Annotated in this window: 13 protein-coding genes, 1 pseudogene and 3 riboswitches; of the genes and pseudogenes, 10 read left to right on the top strand and 4 right to left on the bottom strand. The window is 72.5% G+C overall.

What is annotated here, in order from left to right; all coding sequences use genetic code 11:
* The first annotated feature begins 517 nt into the window (after window positions 1-517).
* The 3 genes from AB0898_RS11135 to AB0898_RS11125 all read left to right on the top strand — a co-directional run bounded on the left by AB0898_RS11135 (window position 518) and on the right by AB0898_RS11125 (window position 4333).
* On the top strand, window positions 518-1687 hold the full coding sequence (locus AB0898_RS11135; protein WP_199582809.1) for an NAD-dependent formate dehydrogenase: 1170 nt from the start codon (window positions 518-520) through the stop codon (window positions 1685-1687).
* A 292-nt stretch (window positions 1688-1979) separates the two neighbouring features.
* Entirely contained in the window at window positions 1980-2894 is a 915-nt protein-coding gene (locus AB0898_RS11130) for a formate/nitrite transporter family protein (protein WP_366802593.1), read from the top strand.
* 62 nt (window positions 2895-2956) lie between these two features.
* The gene (locus tag AB0898_RS11125; protein ID WP_366802592.1) at window positions 2957-4333 is read left to right on the top strand and encodes an NAD(P)/FAD-dependent oxidoreductase; all 1377 of its coding nucleotides are present in this window, start codon (window positions 2957-2959) and stop codon (window positions 4331-4333) included.
* 9 nt (window positions 4334-4342) lie between these two features.
* Here the strand turns inward: AB0898_RS11125 and AB0898_RS11120 are convergent, their stop codons facing one another.
* A complete protein-coding gene (locus AB0898_RS11120; protein ID WP_366802591.1) occupies window positions 4343-5365 on the bottom strand; it encodes a methyltransferase domain-containing protein in 1023 nt (340 codons plus the stop codon).
* Window positions 5366-5568: 203 nt separating this feature from the next.
* Between AB0898_RS11120 and AB0898_RS11115 the strand changes: the two genes are divergently transcribed.
* The gene (locus AB0898_RS11115) at window positions 5569-5988 is read left to right on the top strand and encodes a TOBE domain-containing protein (protein WP_366802590.1); all 420 of its coding nucleotides are present in this window, start codon (window positions 5569-5571) and stop codon (window positions 5986-5988) included.
* A 121-nt stretch (window positions 5989-6109) separates the two neighbouring features.
* Complete coding sequence (locus tag AB0898_RS11110; RefSeq protein ID WP_366802589.1) at window positions 6110-6733, top strand: sulfite oxidase-like oxidoreductase; 624 nt, start codon at window positions 6110-6112, stop codon at window positions 6731-6733.
* Window positions 6734-6749: 16 nt separating this feature from the next.
* Here AB0898_RS11110 and AB0898_RS11105 read toward each other — a convergent pair whose 3' ends face one another.
* Both AB0898_RS11105 and AB0898_RS11100 read right to left on the bottom strand, forming a co-directional pair.
* Window positions 6750-8213 carry a prenyltransferase/squalene oxidase repeat-containing protein gene (locus AB0898_RS11105; RefSeq protein ID WP_407078328.1) on the bottom strand — a complete coding sequence of 488 codons (1464 nt, stop codon included), beginning with the start codon at window positions 8211-8213 and terminating at the stop codon, window positions 6750-6752.
* A 103-nt stretch (window positions 8214-8316) separates the two neighbouring features.
* A riboswitch (cobalamin riboswitch) is annotated at window positions 8317-8442 on the bottom strand.
* A gap of 90 nt (window positions 8443-8532) precedes the next feature.
* Window positions 8533-9120 (bottom strand): annotated as a pseudogene (locus AB0898_RS11100) (peptidase); the annotation flags it as partial.
* 127 nt (window positions 9121-9247) lie between these two features.
* Window positions 9248-9321, bottom strand: a riboswitch (cobalamin riboswitch).
* A gap of 113 nt (window positions 9322-9434) precedes the next feature.
* A riboswitch (cobalamin riboswitch) is annotated at window positions 9435-9571 on the top strand.
* A gap of 124 nt (window positions 9572-9695) precedes the next feature.
* Here AB0898_RS11100 and AB0898_RS11095 point away from each other — a divergent pair.
* The 5 genes from AB0898_RS11095 to AB0898_RS11075 are packed head-to-tail and all read left to right on the top strand — an operon-like array spanning window position 9696 to window position 15436.
* Window positions 9696-10670 (top strand): hypothetical protein, encoded by a 975-nt coding sequence (locus AB0898_RS11095; protein ID WP_366802588.1) that lies wholly within the window; start codon window positions 9696-9698, stop codon window positions 10668-10670.
* A 5-nt stretch (window positions 10671-10675) separates the two neighbouring features.
* Window positions 10676-11836, top strand: a complete 1161-nt coding sequence (locus AB0898_RS11090) for an energy-coupling factor transporter transmembrane component T (protein ID WP_366802587.1) — start codon at window positions 10676-10678, stop codon at window positions 11834-11836.
* Complete coding sequence (locus tag AB0898_RS11085; RefSeq protein WP_366802586.1) at window positions 11833-13458, top strand: ATP-binding cassette domain-containing protein; 1626 nt, start codon at window positions 11833-11835, stop codon at window positions 13456-13458. Before AB0898_RS11090 ends, AB0898_RS11085 begins: the two co-directional genes overlap by 4 nt.
* Window positions 13455-14354 (top strand): ECF transporter S component, encoded by a 900-nt coding sequence (locus AB0898_RS11080; RefSeq protein ID WP_366802585.1) that lies wholly within the window; start codon window positions 13455-13457, stop codon window positions 14352-14354. The genes AB0898_RS11085 and AB0898_RS11080 overlap by 4 nt, the downstream gene beginning before the upstream one ends.
* Window positions 14351-15436, top strand: a complete 1086-nt coding sequence (locus AB0898_RS11075) for an enoyl-CoA hydratase/isomerase family protein (protein WP_366802584.1) — start codon at window positions 14351-14353, stop codon at window positions 15434-15436. The genes AB0898_RS11080 and AB0898_RS11075 overlap by 4 nt, the downstream gene beginning before the upstream one ends.
* Here the strand turns inward: AB0898_RS11075 and AB0898_RS11070 are convergent.
* On the bottom strand, window positions 15390-18377 hold the full coding sequence (locus tag AB0898_RS11070; protein WP_366802583.1) for a phosphatase PAP2 family protein: 2988 nt from the start codon (window positions 18375-18377) through the stop codon (window positions 15390-15392). The two genes, AB0898_RS11075 and AB0898_RS11070, sit on opposite strands and share 47 nt — an antisense overlap.
* Between the last annotated feature and the right edge of the window lie 242 nt (window positions 18378-18619).

Raw genomic sequence — 18619 nt, 5'->3', positions numbered from 1 at the left:
CTGCCTGTGCGGGCGCAGGAGCCCGGTAAATCAGAGGAGGGCTCCCCCGGTCGGCTCAGGGAGGCCCGAGCGCACTCCTGAGCGGCGAGTGGCGCATCTGCATGGGCGTGACGGCCTTGAAGCTTGCATGTGCGGCTCCTTGTGGCGGTCAACCTGGCATTTGCGTGCGCATGTAGTGCCCGTTCACTGTGTCGTGGGTCACTGTCGTGGGGGTCGTGGGGGTGAGGGAGGGGGCTGATCGGGTGAGTGTCGGGGGGCTCCTCGGGGTGGGGTGTGTGTCGTAGGGCACCCTCAAATCCCTTACTGAGCAGGCCAGTTGCCCGGACGGCGACACCATTTTGGCGCGCGGTCGGGCTCTGCCCGGTTAGTTGAAGTGCGTACATATAGGTAGCTCCTATCAAGCGGTCGAATTCCCTTCTTTGACGGCCTCGGGGGCCCGGGTGGAAGGTTGTTATCGACACGGAAACCGGAAAGGAATTCCGGAGCGAAATTCCGTGGTCTCACACAGGAGGAAATCGTGGCGAAGATTGTCTGTGTTCTGTACCCGGACCCGGTGACGGGTTTCCCGCCGAAGTACGCCCGTAACGACCTTCCGAAGATCGAGGGTTACCCGGGTGGTCAGACCCTTCCCTCCCCGAAGGCGATCGACTTCACCCCGGGCGAGCTGCTCGGCAGTGTCTCCGGTGAGCTGGGTCTGCGCCGGTTCCTCGAAGAGCGCGGCCACACCCTCGTCGTCACCTCGGACAAGGAGGGCCCGGACTCGGAGCTGGACCGTCACCTGCCCGACGCGGACGTGGTCATCTCGCAGCCGTTCTGGCCCGCCTACCTCACCCCGGAGCGGATCGCCAAGGCCCCCAAGCTGAAGCTGGCCCTCACTGCCGGTATCGGCTCGGACCACGTGGACCTGGACTCCGCGATCGCCCGTGGCATCACGGTCGCCGAGGTCACCTACTCCAACTCCATCAGCGTCGCCGAGCACGCGGTCATGATGGTCCTCTCCCTGGTCCGCAACTACCTCCCCTCCCACAAGTGGGCGGCCGAGGGCGGCTGGAACATCGCCGACTGCGTCTCGCACTCCTACGACCTGGAGGGCATGGACGTCGGTGTCATCGCCGCAGGGCGTATCGGTGTCGCGGTCCTGCGCCGTCTGAAGCCGTTCGATGTGAAGCTCCACTACACCGACAAGCGCCGGCTGCCCAAGGAGATCGAGGAGGAGCTGAACCTCACCTTCCACCCCACCGCGCAGGACCTCGCGAAGAACGTGGACGTGGTCTCCATCCACGCCCCGCTCCACCCCGAGACGCTGAACCTGTTCGACGAGAAGCTCCTGAACAGCATGCGCAAGGGCTCCTACATCGTGAACACCGCCCGCGCCCAGATCGTCGACCGCGACGCGGTCGTGCGTGCGCTGGAGTCGGGTCAGCTCGGCGGCTACGCCGGTGACGTGTGGTACCCGCAGCCCGCCCCGGCCGACCACCCCTGGCGGACCATGCCGTTCAACGGCATGACCCCCCACATCTCCGGCACCTCCCTGACCGCGCAGGCGCGTTACGCGGCCGGTACGCGGGAGATCCTGGAGAACTTCCTGGACGGCACCCCGATCCGCGACGAGTACCTGATCGTCGACGGCGGCAAGCTCGCCGGCACCGGCGCCGCCTCCTACACCGCGGGCGACAAGAAGAAGTAAGCCCCACTGGCTGTGACAGGGGCGGACGATACCGGTCTCGCCCGCCCCGGCCACGGTCCCGTCGTCCGGAGTCTCTCCGCCGCCGGTGTGGGCCGGTGTTACTCCGACGCGGACAGGACGGAATTTCCGTCGGCATAAGAGGTCGTTTTCTCCGGGGGTGAAAAACCGGAGGGGGCGACCTCTTGCCGTGTCATCAATCAATTTCCCGAAAGGCGCCGTCCAGCGCCGTCATAACCGTTGCCTATCGAGACGAGTGCCGCTCTCGACGGGCATCAGCACCGAGAGAGTCACCGTGCCCATTCCCCTTCAGCACGCCTTGGAAGAGCAGGCCGCCGCAGCGCGCACCAAGGTGTCCCAGCTCCGCAGCCCCGGCCGCTATCTGCTGCTCTCCGCACTCGCCGGAGCCTTCGTCGGCGTGGCCGGAGTGCTCCTCATCATGGTGACCGGGCCGCTCGGTGCGCAGCACTCCGCCTGGACCAAGCTCGTCCAGGGCGGCGTCTTCGGCATCGCGCTGATCCTCGTCGTCTTCGCCGGGTCGGAACTGTGCACCGGCAACGTGCTGACGATGACCCAGGGAGTGAGCAGGCGGCGCGTGTCGCTGCTCGGCGCCGTCGGCGTCATCGTCTTCTCCTTCATCGGCAACCTCATCGGCTCGATCGTCTTCGCCTGGCTCGTGCACAGCGCCGGTGTCCTGGACATGGCCGGCGTCCCCGGCAAGCCCGCCCCCGGCGCCACCCTGCTCACCGGCATGCTCACGACGAAGATCCACGAGAGCACCGAGGCCCTCTTCTTCCGTGGCGTCCTGTGCAACTTCCTGGTCTGCCTCGCCCTGTGGACGGCAGGCCGGACCCGCTCCGACGGCGCCAAGATCGCCCTCATCTTCTGGTGTCTGCTCGCCTTCATCGGCTCCGGCTTCGAGCACGTCGTCGCCAACATGACGTACTTCTCGCTCGGCCTCTTCCAGCACGTCCCCGGCGTCACGATCGGTGCCTTCGCCCGTGACCTGCTCTTCGTCGGCCTCGGCAACCTGGTGGGCGGCGCTGTCCTGGTCGGCATCGCGTACGGCGTGATCGCCCGCCCGGCCAAGGGAGTTGGCGCGCAGACCGACCCGCAGACCGGAGCGCTCGTCGCTCCGCAGGTGGCCGCTCAGGACGATGCGCAGGCCGGCGCTCAGGCAGCCGTGCCCGCCGAGGCCGCGAAGAGCTAGCGCCCCCGCCCGCCCTCGCCCCGTTCCCCGCCGCTCGCCCCACCCCAGAAAGGCCCTTCCCCATGCCCAGCACCGGCACCGGCACCGGCACCACCAAGCCGCCCCGGATCCTCATCGTCGGCGGTGGCTACGTCGGTCTGTACACCGCCCTGCGCCTGCTCAAGAAGCTGCGCAAGGGCGAGGCCTCCGTCACCGTGGTCGACCCGCGCCCGTACATGACGTACCTGCCCTTCCTCCCCGAGGCCGCCGGCGGCAACATCGCCGCCCGCAATCTCGTCGCCCCGCTGCGCCCGGCGCTGAAGGGTGCGGAGGTCGTCACCGGGCATGTCGTCGCCGTCGACCACCTGGCGCAGACCGCCACCGTCGTGCCCGCGGCGGGCGACGAGTACGAGCTGCCCTTCGACTACCTCGTGGTCGCCACCGGTTCCGTCTCGCGCACCTTCCCCGTCCCCGGTCTCGCGGAGCACGGCATCGGCCTGAAGACGGTCGAGGAGGCCGTCAGTCTGCGCGACCACGTGCTGTGGCAGCTCGACAAGGCCGACTCCACCACCGACCCGGAGGTCCGCCGCAAGGCGCTCACCTTCGTGTTCGTCGGCGGCGGCTTCGCGGGCGTGGAGGCCATCGGCGAGATCGAGGACATGGCCCGGGACGCGGCGGAGAACTACGGCAACATCAGCCGCGACGACATGCGCTTCATCATGGTCGAGGCCGCGCACCGCATCCTCCCCGAGATGGGCCCCGACCTCGGGGTGTGGACGATGCGGAAGCTGGAGGAGCGGGGCATCGAGGTCTACCTCGACACCTCCATGGAGTCCTGCCTCCACCAGCACGTGGTGCTGAAGAACGGCGTCGAGACCCCCGCCTCCACCATCGTCTGGACGGCCGGCGTCAAGCCCAGCCCGCTGCTCGCCGACTTCGGCCTGCCGCTCGGCCCGAAGGGTCACATCGACACCGCGCCCACCCTCCAGGTGCAGGGCATGGACCACGTCTGGGCCGCCGGCGACAACGCCCAGGTGCCGGACCTCGCGTCGGGCGAGGGCGCCTGGTGCCCGCCGAACGCGCAGCACGCCGTACGCCAGGCCCTCGTCCTCGGCGACAACGTCATCGCCCGGCTGCGCGACGACGAGCCGAGGGTGTACCGGCACAAGAACCTCGGGGCGGTGGCCAGTATCGGTCTGCACAAGGGCGTGGCCATCCTGTTCGGCAAGTACAAGCTCAAGGGCCGCCCCGCCTGGTGGTTCCACCGGCTGTACCACGGCAGCCGGGTGCCGACCATGAACCGCAAGCTGCGGGTCTTCCTCGACTGGACCCTGGCCGTCTTCCTGCGCCGCGAGACCGTCGGTCTGCCCGCGATGGCCCACCCGCGCGACGCGTTCGTGGACGCCTCCCTCCCGGAGCCGCTGCTGCGACGCGCCGACCGGGCCAACAGCCTGTCCTAGAAGGGAGGTTCAGTCCGCCCTGCGGACCGCGCGCAGCAGGAAGTGGTGCGGGGCGTCCTCGTAACAGGCCGGGTGCCAGCCCGTCGCGCGCAGGGCGGGGAGCAGATTGTCCTCGGTCAACGGGTCGTCGGGGGCGAGGGGACGGCCGTGGCGGGCGGCCCGTTCGGCGTGGCCGGAGGGGTGGAAGAGCAGCAGGACGCCGTCCGGGGCCGTCACCCGGGCCCATTCGCCGAGCGCCCGGCGCGGGTCGGGGAGATGGTTGAGCAGGCCCGCGCTGAAGACGCCGTCCACCGCCCCGGCCCCGACCGGGAGACGGCAGGCGTCGGCCAGGAGCAAGTGGCCCTGCCCGCCCCGGCCTTGGCGTGCGGCGGCCGTCAGCATCGCGGCCGTGAGGTCGATGCCGGCCACGACGCCCCCGGGGCCGACCTGGTCGCGCAGCGCGGGCGGCACCCGGCCGGTTCCGCAGCCCACGTCCAACACCCGTTGCCCGGACCGGAGTTCCATCCGGCGGGCGGCGGCCGCGTACCTGGGGCCGTTGTGGGTGAACCGCTCGTCCCAGCCCGCCGCCCGCCGGGTGAAGAAGGCGCGCGTGGTGGTCCGTTCGGCCCGGTCCGCGACGAGCGCGGCGAAGCGGCCGTACACACCGTCGGCGTGCGGGACGGGCGTGAACCGCAGCCCCCAGGCGGACGGGCCGATGTGGAGTACGCGTACGTCGTCCTCGTCGTGCGGGACGTGCGAGCGGTTCCCGGCGCCGCCGTCCGCCGCCAGGGCCAGCAGCCGTGCCCCCGTCCCGATGCCGAGCATCGGCACCTCGGCCTCCAAGGCGGCGCGCAGCAAAGCCAGTTGAGCCGCGCGGGCGCGGACGGACGGCGGGCCGTCCAGCACGACCAGGGCGACCATGCCGTCCACCGTGTCCGGCACCCGCTCGCCCGCCCAGACGCGGCAGACCCGTACCGGATGCCCGGTGGCGGCGAGAGCGGCGCCGATGGCGCAGGGGCTCTCCGCCGCCGTGTGCTCGACGATCTGGATCACGGCTCACCACCTCACGCACGACCCGCATCCCGCCGGACGGCGGGGCACACCAGGGGAACGGGTCTCCGAACCTCTCGTTTGCCAGCCTATTACGACCGCGAGGGTGGCGAATGCGAGGGGTGATACGACGCGACCGGCTGTGACGGCTAGCTTGTGCGCGTACACGCACAGGACATAGCCGACCTCTCTCCGTGAGGAGCGCCATGAACTTGAGCATGCGCAACCAGATCCCCGGCACCGTCACCGACATCGCGCACGGCGAGGTGATGGCGACCGTGCAGGTACGCCTCGACGGCGGTCAACGCCTCACGGCGGCGATCACCCTGGAGTCCGTCAAGGACCTCGGGCTGGCCGAGGGGTCCGCCGTGCGGGCCATGATGAAGTCCACCGAAGTGGCGCTCGCCACCGGCCGGGTGCAGGGGCTCTCCATCCGCAACCAGCTGCCCGGCACGGTCACCGGCCTGGCCGTCGGCGGCGCGATGGCCACCGTACGGGTCGCCGTCGACGGGGGCGAGGTGACGGCGGCGATCACCAGGGACGCGGTGCTCGACCTCGGGCTCACGGCCGGCTCGCCGGTCGTGGTGCTGATCAAGGCGACGGAGGTGGCGCTGGCCGCCGAGTGACGCCCGGCCGGGTGTGACGGGCCCCTCCGACCCCCCACCCCGTGCCCCGCTCCACGGGAGCACCTACGCTGCAGTGGTAGGCAGCTGTGCCCCGGGGCACGGGCGGAGAGGGGACAACCACGTGGCCGGCAACGGACAGGGCGCCCCCGCCGGCGTACCCGAGCGGATACCGCCCGGGCAGCGCCTCGTCCACGGCTGGCCCGTCTCGCACTACGGCTCCGTACCCCGCTTCCGCCCCCAGCGCTGGAACCTGCGCGTCTTCGGCGCCACCGCCTCCGGCGAGGAGCGGCAGTGGCTCTTCGACGACCTGACCGCGCTCCCGCACACCACCGTGGTGGCCGACCTGCACTGCGCCACCGGCCCCACCTCCACCGACCACGAGTGGTACGGCATCCCCGCGCGCGCCGTCCTCGACCTCGCCCCGCCCGCACCCGGGGTCAGTCATGTCATGGCCTGGGCGGAGTACGGCTACTCGGCCAACCTGCGGCTCTCCGACTTCGACACCCCCGACACCCTCCTGGCCACCCACCACAACGGCGAACCCCTCACCGCCGAACACGGCTTCCCGCTGCGCCTGGTCGTCCCCCACCTCTACGGCTACAAGAGCCCCAAGTGGCTGCGCGCCATCGACTACCTCACCGAGGACCGCCGGGGCTTCTGGGAGGAACGCGGCTACCACAACATCGGCGACCCCTGGCGGGAGCAGCGGTACTCCTGCCAGGAGGGGCCGGGGGACGGGCCGTGACGCCGGGGCCCGCTCGTCACCGGTGACGGGCCGGCCGGACGCGGGGGCGGCGGGCCGCGGTGACGGTGGCCGCTCCCGTCAGGAGGAAGGCCGCCGCCAGCAGGGTCTGAGTGCCCGCGTCCGTTCCCGTGGCGGCCAGTTCGCCACCGCCGCCGGCGGGCGCGGGAGTGTCCGTCGTCGGCACGGCCGGGGCCGGGGCCGTGGAGGTGTCCGACGGGGCCGGGGTGTCCGGGACGGTGCTGATGGTGGGGGTCGCGGCGGGGTCCGAGGCGGTCGGCGAGGGTTTCCGGGTGGTGGACGCGGTGGGGGAGGGCTTGGGGGACGGGGACCCGGGGGCCGACGGGGACGGCGAGGTCCCCGGGGTGAGGGACAGCGTGCCGAACGAGATCCCCGTCGAGCCGCCCAGCGCCTGCGTGGAGGCGCGGACGTCGGAGCCCTGCTGGCCGTCGGCGGCCACGTTGAAACCGCCGTCCTCGTTCTGCTGGCCGGCGAGGAAGGCACGCGCCTTGGCGATCTCCGCCTTGTAGGTGTCCGCGTCCAGACCGAGGCCCTGCACCGCCAGGCCCGCCGAGTTGGTGGAGTCGCCCGCCGCGCCGGGGAAACCGCCGTCCGCCTTCTGCTGCTTCGCGATCCAGGCCACGCCCTTCGCCACGGCGGCCGAGGCCGACTCGTCGTCGGGGAGGAGCGCGAGGGCCATCACCGCCATCGCGGTGGAGTCCACGTCCGAGTCACCGGTCGAGGGGATCAGGCTCGGCCAGGAGCCGTTGGCGTTCTGAAGCTTCTTCAAGTACGCGACCGGCGCGGCCGCGTTGGCGGTGTCGTCCGCCCTCAACTGGGCCATGACACCGAGGGACTGGGAGAACACCGAGGGCGCGTACGTGTAGGCGCCCGGTGCCGCGCAACTCGTGTCCGCCGTACTCGCCTCGGCGCACACGGCCTTGTCCAGCGCGGCGATCAGATCCTGGCCGCCGAACGCGCGCGGGTCCCTGCCCGCCACCTCCGCGAGCAGCGCCTCCTTGCCGATCGCACCGCCGCTCACGTACGAAGTGCCGATCCCTGTCCAGTCGTTGACCGTCCGCTCGGTGCCGTCGGTCTTCCGCTGGTCCAGGAAGTCCACGATCTTCGTGAAGGCGGCGTCGTTCTTCCGGGTCGCGGCCAGCGCGTACGCCCCGTCGATCGTCAGGCCGAAATCGGCGAACCCGCCGCCGAACGGCTCGTAGTAGTGGCCGTCCGTCAGCTGGGCCGGGGCGACCAGATAGGCGGTGCCCTTGTCCAGGTCGGGAGCCGCGGCCCGCACGGCGGGGGACTTGGCCAGGGGCGCGGCGGACGTGGAGGGAACCGCCGGGACCAGCGGGTCGGCGTGGGCCGGCAGCGCCGCCGTCCAGAGGGAGACACCGGCCGCCGACACCAGGAGGAACGCGGTGGCCGCGGCCGCCGTTCTCCCGCTGCCGCTCGGTCTTCCACTCGGAATTCGGTGCACGAGGCCCCCCTCGGTCGGCCGCGAGCGACGTGTGTGCGGAGACGGGGTCCGGACCGGGGCAACCCGGAGGGCCGCTCCACACCGCAGTCCTCGACGGTGTTGGATCGTGTGACGGTCCCAGCGCAGGTGATCCGGCTCGCCCGTCTCCCGACGGGCCCACGGTTGCGGGTCAGCGCCGGATTCTGACCGGCTTCCCCTGACCGCTGAAACGGAGAGCATCTCACCACGGCCGGGAGGTGTCGTCAACGCGTCACGCGCAGTGCCCGATTGGGCGAGGGAGCCGAGGCCGGCCGTCCCGGCTCCCGCCCGCCGCTCAGTGCGCCCGCACCGAATCCGGCGTGAACTTCGGCTTGCCCGTCGTCCCGTCGATGCTGGTCGAGCCGTAGACCCACGCCTCGACCTCGCCGGCCTTCGGCTTGTCGCTCATGGCGCCGAGCGGGCTGTACGTCCAGGTCGACTGGCCCGCCGGGGCGATCCAGTAGGACCAGTAGGCGGAGGCGGGCGGGGTGAGGACGCAGGCGTCCTGCGCCGGAGTCGGGTACTGGGTCCCGCTGTTGAAGGACGCGTTGCCGATCCGGCAGATGAAGGCGGGGCCGTCGTGCTGCGTACCGGCGGTGGTGAAGCCGCCGTTGTGCAGCAGGTTGTAGCCGGTGGTCGGGCTTGCGTCGCAGCCGCGCACCACCGAGCCGCCCCACGGCCCGAAGTCGACGGCGACGATCGCGCCCTTGGTCGGGGTGCAGCTCGACAGCGGATCGGCCGCCGCCGGGGCGGCCGCACCGGTCACGGCGGCTCCCGTCGCGGCCAGGGTGAGCGCGGCCGCCGCGAGCGCTCGCGGAACGGCGCGTCCGGCAGCGGTGCGTCTCGTGGCGGTGCGTCGCGCGGCGGTACGTCCGGTGGCGTTCTTCATGACAGCCCCTCCAACTCGGCCGTCCGCGACCGGGCGTGGGAGACGGGCGGCGCACGGGGGCAGCCCTGGTGCGGCCTTCCGGTCCACGCCGCAGTCCACGACGGCGCTTCGGTCCTGGCTCCAGCCCAGGTGCTCCGGCTCGCCCGTCCGCCGACGGACCTACGGTTGCGGGACAGCGCCGGACTCCGACCGGCTTCCCCTGAGTGCTGAAGTGAAAGCGCGTCATGCGACCACGTTCGCCCGCTCCGCGTCAATGGGTGCCCTCATCGCCGGGGAGCCGGCCGCTGTCCGCCCCGTCCTGTCCTTGACGACCCTTACGAATCGTGCTCAAATCCGCCTGAGAAGCAACAAGTTCCAGGGGAAGCCGGTCGAAAACCGGCGCTGACCCGCAACCGTGGGCCCACCGGGAGGTGGGCGAGCCGGAATGCCTGGAGCGAGATCAGAGAGCAACTGACGCCGTCGCGGACTGCGGTGTGGTGCCAACAGCTGTCGTACGCCCGGCACTTCGGCCCGGTACGGCAGCCTTGAGCCACGTTCCCGCCCGCGCCGGCCTCGACGCTACGAGGGGGACGGCGATGGGCACAGCGGCGCACGGAGACACCCGCGGACGAGGCAGACTCGCCGGGCTCCTCGCGGCCCTCGGCCTCACGGCTGCCCTGTTCACCACCACCGCCCCGCCCGCGAGCGCCGCCCCGCAGGCCATGGGCCGCTGCACCACCACCTCCGGCGTCGTCCTCGCCGTCGACTTCAGCCACTGGGGCGGCCCGGTCCTGCGCTCCTGCGGCACCACCCCCACCACCGGCTACGAGCTGCTGAACCAGGGCGGCTGGCAGACGGCCGGCACCGGACACGACGGGCCCGCCTTCATCTGCCGTATCGGCTACAGCGGTTACCAGGGCGGCAGGCAGTACCCCACCCCCGCCGACGACGACTGCGTCCTCACCCCGCCCGCCTCCGCCTACTGGTCCTACTGGCACGCCGACCCCGGCGCCGACGACTGGACCTACAGCCAGCTCGGCGCGATGCTCTACCGCCCCAAGCCCGGCAGCGTCGACCTGTGGATCTTCGGCGGCACGAACATCGAGGGCACCCAGGGCCGCCCCAGGATCACCCCCGACCAGCTGCGCGCCCACAACACCGCCCCGCAGGGCGACGCCGGCAAACCCGCCTCCACCGCGAAGGCACCCCCGCTGCCCCCGGACACCGACACCGGCCCGGCACCGCAGCGGCAGCCCGCCCAGCCCCACCGCACGGCGGCCGCCCCGCCGAAGCAGCCGGCGAAGAAGGCCGAGAGCAAGCCCACGGCCAAGCCCAAGCCCAAGCCTTCGAAGAGCGCGAGCGCCACGCCCTCGCCGACCGCCAGCCCCACCCCGGCCGTGTCGGTCAAGGCCGCGCCCACCACCCGTACGAAGGTCGTCGACGCGGCCCCCGCCGCCGACGCCGAACACGACTCCGGGTCGGTCCTTCCCGTCGCCGCAGCGGGCGGCCTGGTCGTCCTGATCGGCGGCGCGGCCGTGTTCGAGGCGCGCCGGCGCCGACGTACCGAGTGACCCCGATGGCCCGTACGACCCTCGCCGCGACGCCCGCCACCCCCACCGGCCCGGCCCCGGACCAGGGAGGACGGCGGCTGCCGCGCACCCTGCACCCCGTGGCCTGGTGGGTGTGGGCGCTGTCCCTCGCCACCGCCGTCAGCCGCACCAACAACCCGCTGCTGCTGTTCCTCGTGCTCGCCGTCCTCGGCTACGTCGTCACCGCGCGGCGCACCGAGGCGCCCTGGGCGCGCGGCTTCAAGTACTACCTGTATCTCGCGCTCACGGTCGTCGCGATCCGGGTGCTCTTCCGGGCCGTGTTCGCCACCGGCATCACCCCGCACGACCACTTCCTGTTCTCCCTGCCGCACATCCCCACCCCCGACTGGTACGCGGGCATCCAACTCGGCGGCCCCGTCTCGCTGGAGGCGCTGCTCTCGGCGGCCACCGACGGGCTGCGGCTCGCCTGCATGCTGTGCTGCATCGGCGCCGCCAACACCCTCGCCAACCCCAAACGCGCCCTGCGCGTACTGCCGGGCGCGCTCCACGAACTCGGGGTGGCCGTCACCGTCGCGATCAGCGTCGCCCCGCAGCTCGTCCAGAGCGTCCAACGCGTCTCCCGCGCCCGGAAGTTGCGCGCCGGACGGACCAAGGGCCTCAAGGCGCTGCGCGGCATCGCCGTACCCGTCCTGGAGGACGCCCTCGAACGCTCCCTGCGCCTGGCCGCCGCCATGGACTCCCGGGGCTACGGCCGCGCCGGCACCGCCACCCGCCGCTCCCGGCGGATCACCGGCGCGCTGATGCTGCTCGGCATGTGCGGCCTGTGCGCCGGGGCCTACGGGCTGCTCGACGCGAGCGCGCCCGCGTTCCTGGGCCTGCCCTCGATGGGTGCGGGAGCCGTGCTGTGCGTGGCGGGCCTCCGCCTCGGCGGCCGCCGGGTCACCCGCACCACCTACCGGCCCGACCCCTGGCGCCTGCCCGAATGGGCCGTCGCCGGCAGCGGCGTGCTGTCCGCCGTCCTCCTCTTCGCCAACCTCGGCTACGACCCCGCCCAGCTCAACCCCACCTACTATCCGCTGACGTGGCCGGGCCTCCCGCTCGTCCCCACCGCCGCCATCCTCCTCGCCGGTACGGCCGCCTTCGCCGCGCCCCCGCCCCACCCGCTCCGGAAGGCACCCTCCGCGTGATCACCTTCGACCAGGTCACCCTGCACTACGACGACATGCCCGAACCCGCCCTGCGGGACGTCGACCTCACCGTGGAGGAGGGCGAACTCTGCCTGGTCGTCGGGCACACGGGCGTCGGCAAGTCCACCCTGCTCGGCGCCGTCAACGGCCTCGTGCCGCACTTCACCGGCGGCACCCTGTACGGCCGCGTCACCGTGGACGGACGCGACACCGCCCACCATCCGCCCCGTGAACTGGCCGACGTGGTGGGAGTGGTGGGCCAGGACCCGCTGGACGGCTTCGTCACCGACACCGTCGAGGAAGAACTCGCCTACGCCATGGAACAGTTGGCGATCCCGCCCGCGACCATGCGCAAACGCGTCGAGGAGACGTTGGACCTCCTCGGCCTCGCGGACCTGCGCCACCGCGCCCTGCACGAACTCTCCGGCGGACAGCAACAGCGCGTCGCCATCGGCTCGGTGCTCACCGCGCACCCCCGCGTGCTCGTCCTGGACGAACCCACCTCCGCGCTCGACCCCACCGCCGCCGAGGAGGTCCTCGCCGCCGTCACCCGGCTCGTGCACGACCTCGGCGTCACCGTACTCATGGCCGAACACCGCCTCGAACGCGTCGTGCAGTACGCCGACCGCGTCATCCACCTCCCCGGCGACGGCCGCGCCCGCATCGGCACGCCCGCCGACATCCTGCGCACCTCCTCCATCGCACCGCCGATCGTCGAGCTGGGCAGACTCGCGGACTGGTCCCCGCTCCCGCTGTCCGTCCGCGACGCCCGCCGCGCGGCCGCGCCCCTGCGCGCCCGGCTCGCGGACGTGGTCCCGGACCCCGTCCGTACACCCCCGGCCACCACCCCGGCCACGCTGCTCACCGCGCGCGGCGTCACCGTCGCCTACCGGGGCGTACCCGCCGTCCGCGAGGCCGAACTCGACCTGCACGCCGGGCAGGTGACCGCGCTGATGGGCCGCAACGGCTCCGGGAAATCCTCCCTGCTCTGGGCCTTGCAGGGCTCGGGACCGCGCCGCTCCGGCACGGTGAGGGTCGAGCACGCGGGCACCTCGACCGATCCGCACACCGTGCCCTCCGCCCAGGCCCGGCGGCTGGTCGGCCTGGTCCCGCAGACCCCCGCCGACCTGCTCTACCTGGAGAGCGTCAAGCAGGAACTCGACCAGGCCGACACCGAGTCGGGCACCGGGACACGGGCCCGCGAGCTGCTCGACCGGCTCGCGCCCGGCATCGACGACGCCACCCACCCCCGCGACCTCTCCGAGGGACAGAAACTCGCCCTCGTCCTCGCCGTCCAGCTCTCCGCCGCACCCGAGATCGTCCTCCTGGACGAGCCGACCCGGGGCCTGGACTACCGGGCCAAGGAACAGCTCATCGCCATCGTGGACGCGCTCGCCGCCGAGGGCCGTACCGTCGTCATCTCCACCCACGACGTGGAGTTCGCCGCCCGCGCCGCCGACCGCGTGATCGTGATGGCCGAGGGAGACATCGTGGCCGACGGCCCCACCGCCGAAGTCATCGTCTCCTCCCCGGTGTTCGCCCCCCAGACGGCCAAGATCCTGGCACCCGCACCTTTCCTGACGGTCCATCAAGTACGCGCCGCCGTGGGGGAACCGGCATGACGCCGCACGCCATCCGGCTCACCCCGCGCGTCGGCGTGGTCATGGTCCTGGCCGCCTTCCTCGGAGTGGTCGCCTTCTTCTGGCCGTTCGTCGTCGCGCCCGGCACCTTCGGGTCCAGCTACGCGCCGCCGCTGATCTTCGGCGTCCTGCTGGTCCTGGTCCTGTGCGTGGTGCTCTCCGAGATCGCCGAGGGGGGCATCGACTCCAAGGCGCTCGCCATGCTCGGCGTCCTCTCCGCCGTCAACGCGGCCCTGCGCCCCCTCGGCGCCGGCACGGCGGGCATCGAGACGGTCTTCTTCGTACTGGTCCTGGCCGGACGCGTCTACGGCCCCGGCTTCGGCTTCACCCTCGGCTGCACCTCCCTGTTCGCCTCCGCGCTCATCACCGGGGGAGTCGGGCCCTGGATGCCGTACCAGATGTTCGGCTGCGCCTTCGTCGGCATGCTCGCCGGGTTCCTGCCGCGCGCGAGCGGCCGCCGCGAGGTGCTGATGCTCGCCGTCTACGGCTCGCTCTCCGGCTATCTCTTCGGCTTCCTCCTCAACCTCTCCTTCTGGCCCTTCTCCCTCGACCCCAACAGCTCGATCGCCTACCTCCCCGGCCTCCCCTTCACCCAGCAGTGGCACCGCTACATCGCCTTCGACCTCGCGACCTCCCTCGGCTGGGACACCGGCCGCGCCGTCACCAACTTCGTGTGCGTGCTGCTCGCGGGACCCGCCGTGCTCACCACGTTCCGCAGGGCCGCCCGGCGGGCGCGCTTCCGGGCGCCGGTACGCTTCGCCGCACCCGATCGTCCCCGACCGGCGCGGCCGGCGAACCGCGCCCACCGAACCCTGGAAGGAACCGACGAGATCATGCGAGGCACCCCGGCCCGTGGCCTGACGGAGGACAACGGATGAGCGGCGACGAGGAGCCCGTACTCCTGCGCACCGCCGGGCGCGCCGGCCACGTCGTACTCAACCGGCCCCGCGCGCTCAACGCGCTGAACCACACCATGGTCCGGCTCGTCGACGACGCGCTCACCGCGTGGGAGGACGACCCGGCCGTCGAGACCGTCGTCGTCACCGGCGCGGGGGAACGCGGGCTGTGCGCCGGGGGCGACATCCGCGCCGTCCACGACGACGCACGCGACGGCGACGGCACCGCCTCCGCCGCGTTCTGGCGCGACGAGTACCGCCTCAACGCCCGGATCGCCCGCTACCCGAAGCCGTACGTCGCCCTCATGGACGGCATCGTGATGGGCGGCGGCGTCGGGATCTCCGCGCACGGCAGCGTCCGGGTCGTCACCGAGCGGTCCCGGGTCGCGATGCCCGAGACCGGCATCGGGTTCGTCCCCGACGTCGGCGGCACCCACCTGCTCGCGCGGGCGCCCGGCGAACTGGGGACGTACCTCGCGCTCACGGGCCTCCCCGTCGGCGCGGGCGACGCCCTGCTGTGCGGACTGGCCGACCACTACCTGCCGTCCGGGTCGGTCCCGGCGTTCCTGGACGACCTCGCCGCACTGCCCGCCGAAGAGGCCGTCGCCCGGCACGTCCAGCCCTCTCCGGCAGGGGAGTTGGCGGGCCACCGGGAGTGGATCGACGCCTGCTTCGCCGCCGGCACGGTCGAGGAGATCCTGCGCCGGCTGCTCGCCCACGACGACCCGGCGGCCAAGGAGACGGCGCAGACGCTGCTCACCAGGTCACCGTCCGCGCTCAAGGCGACGCTGGCCTCGCTGCGCCGCGCCCGGCGGCTCGGCACCCTGGAAGCGGTGCTGGACCAGGAGTTCCGCGTCTCCTGCGCCCTTCTCACCCACCCCGACCTGGTGGAAGGGGTCCGCGCCCAGATCATCGACAAGGACCGCGACCCGCACTGGTCGCCGGCAACCCTGGCCGAGGTCACCGACGCCGACGTGGAACGCCTCTTCGCGCCGCTCGGTGAGCACGAGCTGGGGCTCAGCGACGCAGGGGCCGCCCCTGGACGTCCACCGGGACGCCGTTGACCACGAGGTGACGGTGCGGACCGGCGACGGTGACCTTCGCGGCCATCGCCGCCGCCAGGTCCAGGCGCTGCCAGCTGCCGCCGTCGCCCTCCTCGTCCAGGACATGGCCCGAGGGCAGCCCGGTGGCCGCCAGCACCGTGCGCCGCTGCGCGTCGGTCAGATGCGGGAACGAGGTCAGCAGCAGGTCCTCCGCGCCCGCCGGCACCCTGGCCGGCGCATCGCCCGCGCCGATGCGGGGGAAGCCGTAGGTCAGCCGCTGGTGGTAGACGCTCAGGGCGCGGGACGTGGGCAGATAGGGGCGCTGGCCGTCGACGCACCGCGCGAGCGTGTCGCCCGCCCCCGCCTCCCGGCACTTGCGCGTCAGCACCGTCTCCAGCTCCGCCTTCGCGTCCTTCAGCAGGGCGCGGAACTCGGGGTCGGACCAGCGCAGTTGAGCGGTGTTCTCGCCGACCATGCGGCCGCCCATGATGTCGGTCGGGTAGTGGAACGCCAGCAGAATCCGGTTGTCGGCGTAGTCCGCGGTGCGCGCGAGGATCTGCGGGGCCAGCCGTGGCAGCAGCGTGGCGAGCACGATCCCCTGCGCGTAGGCGTGACTGGTGTGACCGCTGGGGAAGGAGCCGTCCCCGGCGAGCCCGGCGTAACCGCCCGCCGAGTCCCACTGCTTGATCAGCCCGCCGTCGCCCGTGAAGCCCATGCGCACGAACGGCCGCTTGTACCGGTAGGTGTTCTTCGCCGTCTGGTACCAGTCCGCCGACGAGGTCGCCGTGTGCTCGACGCGACCGCTCAACAGCGCCTGCGTCTTGGGAAGTTCACCATTGCGCAGCGCCTGGGTGTACAGCCGTCCGACGGTGGCGCCGAGGCCGTCGGCCATCGTCCGGTACGGGCTGCCCGCGCCGTCGATCAGCGCCTCGCGCACCTGCGGATCGGTGGCATCCTCGGGCGCGTTGTTGATGTCGGCCACGACTTTGTCGTCGAGCGCGGTGAGCTGGTCGTAGGTGGTGCCGCTCGGCAGTACGGCGTTGGGGCCCATGACGGACGGGGTGTTCGCCGCCTCGGTGAAGGAGCGCAGCGCCCAGGTGAAGTAGTCGCCGCCGCCCGGCGGGACCGGCAGGGTGTCGGAGGCGTAGGAAGTGCCGAGCCGGGCGGCCTCGAAGGGCAGCGAGTCCGAGGTCTGGGCCAGCTCCGGCAGCGCGAAGTAGGCGTCCGAACTGGTGCCGTTGCACTGATGGACCTCCACCGCCACCGTGTTGACCCCGGCGACCAGGCCGGAGACCGGCACGGCGAAGCTCCGGCGGACCGGATCACCGGCACCGGAGGAGCCGCCGGGCGTCTGGTACTGGAGGTTCCGGGTGACGCCGTCGTCGTTCCAGCCCGCCACGCGGCGGCCGTTGACGTAGACGGTCGCCGTGTCGTCGAAGACCACCGACCCGACCAGACCGGTGAGCGTGTCCAGGGTGGCACGGCCGAGGGTGAACGACGTACGGAAGAAGTACGCCTCGATGTCGTCGCCCGAGCCGTCGTCCTTGCGCAGGGCGAGCTTCGTCGTCACCGGGAAGCCGCCGCCCAGGTCGGTGCCGTCGCCCTTGACCCCGAACGGCCCGGCGGCGCTCTTCCACGGCACGCCCGCCGTGGCGGCCCCGGTCCGGGTCCAGGCGGTACGGTCGGCGGCGCCCGCCGCCGGGTCGACACCCGCCGCGTCGAGATAACTCCAGGCGGCGGCGGACGTCACGGCCGCACGGCCGAGCCTGATGTCGTCCACCCACCCGGAGACGGTGGCACCGGCGGACGCCGCCGGGTCGTCGTAGTCGAGCAGCACCGCGCGCACGCGCGCACCGGCCAGGGACCCGAGGTCCACCGTCACCCGGTTCCAGACGCCGGGTGTGAGGCTCGTCCCGTGGGCCGCCGCGCCGAGCGGGCGGCCCGCACCGTCGCGCAGGGCGCGCAGCGCGGTCAGCCGGCGCACATGGCGGCCCCGCGCGTCGGTGTAGACGACGTCCACGGCGGCGTGGGCCGAGGCGGCGTCCGCCGGCCGGATCGCGTAGCCGAAGACCGCGCCCGGTCCGACCGGCACATCGAGCCCGGAACGCAGCACCACCCGGGAATGGGCGTGACCCCGGCCGAGGACCCGGCCCGCGTAGCGCAGGGCCGCGCTGCCCTCCGCCGCGCCCACCGACCGGGCGTCCTCGACGGACACGCCCAGCGGAGCGGCGGCGGCACCGGCGGAGCTGCGCAGCGTCCAGTCGGCCAGCTGGAACTTGGTGGCGTCACCCGCCGAACCGGCGCACCGCTCCGCGCAGTTGCCGGTGACCCGCAACTGGTAGTAGCGGTACGCGGCCGGGTGCCCGATGCCCTGGAACTCCGTCTGGCCACGGCCTTCGAAGCGCCGGTCCTCCTGGGTGTCGAGCACGGTCCACGACGGGTCGTCGGCGTCGTGCGCGGCCGCCACGCTGTTGCTGCCGAGCACGGTCCAGTCGGCGGGATCGCGCGGTGGCGCGTCGTTGCCGGAGGTCAGCGAGTAAGTGGTGACGGCGGCGGCCTTCTTGAGGGTGTACACGGCGGACACGGGATGGTCCACGGACGGTCTGCCGCTGCCCGCGGCGTACCACTTGGTGGAACCGTCGCCGTCGGCGAGACTCGCGACGTTCTCGGTCGGGCTGGCGCCGTTGGCGAAGCCGGAAGTGACGTCCTGGACCGTGGAGTTGACCTCCGCCGTCTCTCCGCGCACATGTGCGGCGGCGCCGTCGGCGGGGAAACCGGCCGGCCGCGCGGTGCCCGGCTCGAAGGACGTGGCCCAGTAACCGCCCACGTCCCTGCCGGTGTTGGTGCTCGCGGCCGTCGCGCCGGGGGTGGCGGCCTGGGCGTACGGGGTGACGAGCACGGTCATCAAGCCGGACGCGGCGAGCACCGCGATCCGTCGGCAGCCTGAGCGGAGCAGACGCACGTGGCGTTCCCTTCGTCGTAGAAACGGTGCGCGCGGGAGCGTTCGGGCGGGACCGGCGGTGAGCGTCCGGCCCGGGTGGGAGACAACGTTGTCAGGTGCGGTGGCGGCTTCCAGGGGACCGGAAGGTGGTGGGCATGTCAAGAGTGTGGGCGGTGAGCGCAAGTCGCGTGGCCCTGACCGGACGTGGAGCGGGCGGCGGAGACGATCACGGTCGTCTCCACCGCCCGGCTGCCCGGAAAGGG

This window comes from Streptomyces sp. NPDC005435, assembly GCF_040703155.1.
Taxonomy (GTDB): domain Bacteria; phylum Actinomycetota; class Actinomycetes; order Streptomycetales; family Streptomycetaceae; genus Streptomyces.
Note: the sequence above shows the minus strand (reverse complement) of the source record. Positions and strands in the feature narration are given on the sequence as shown.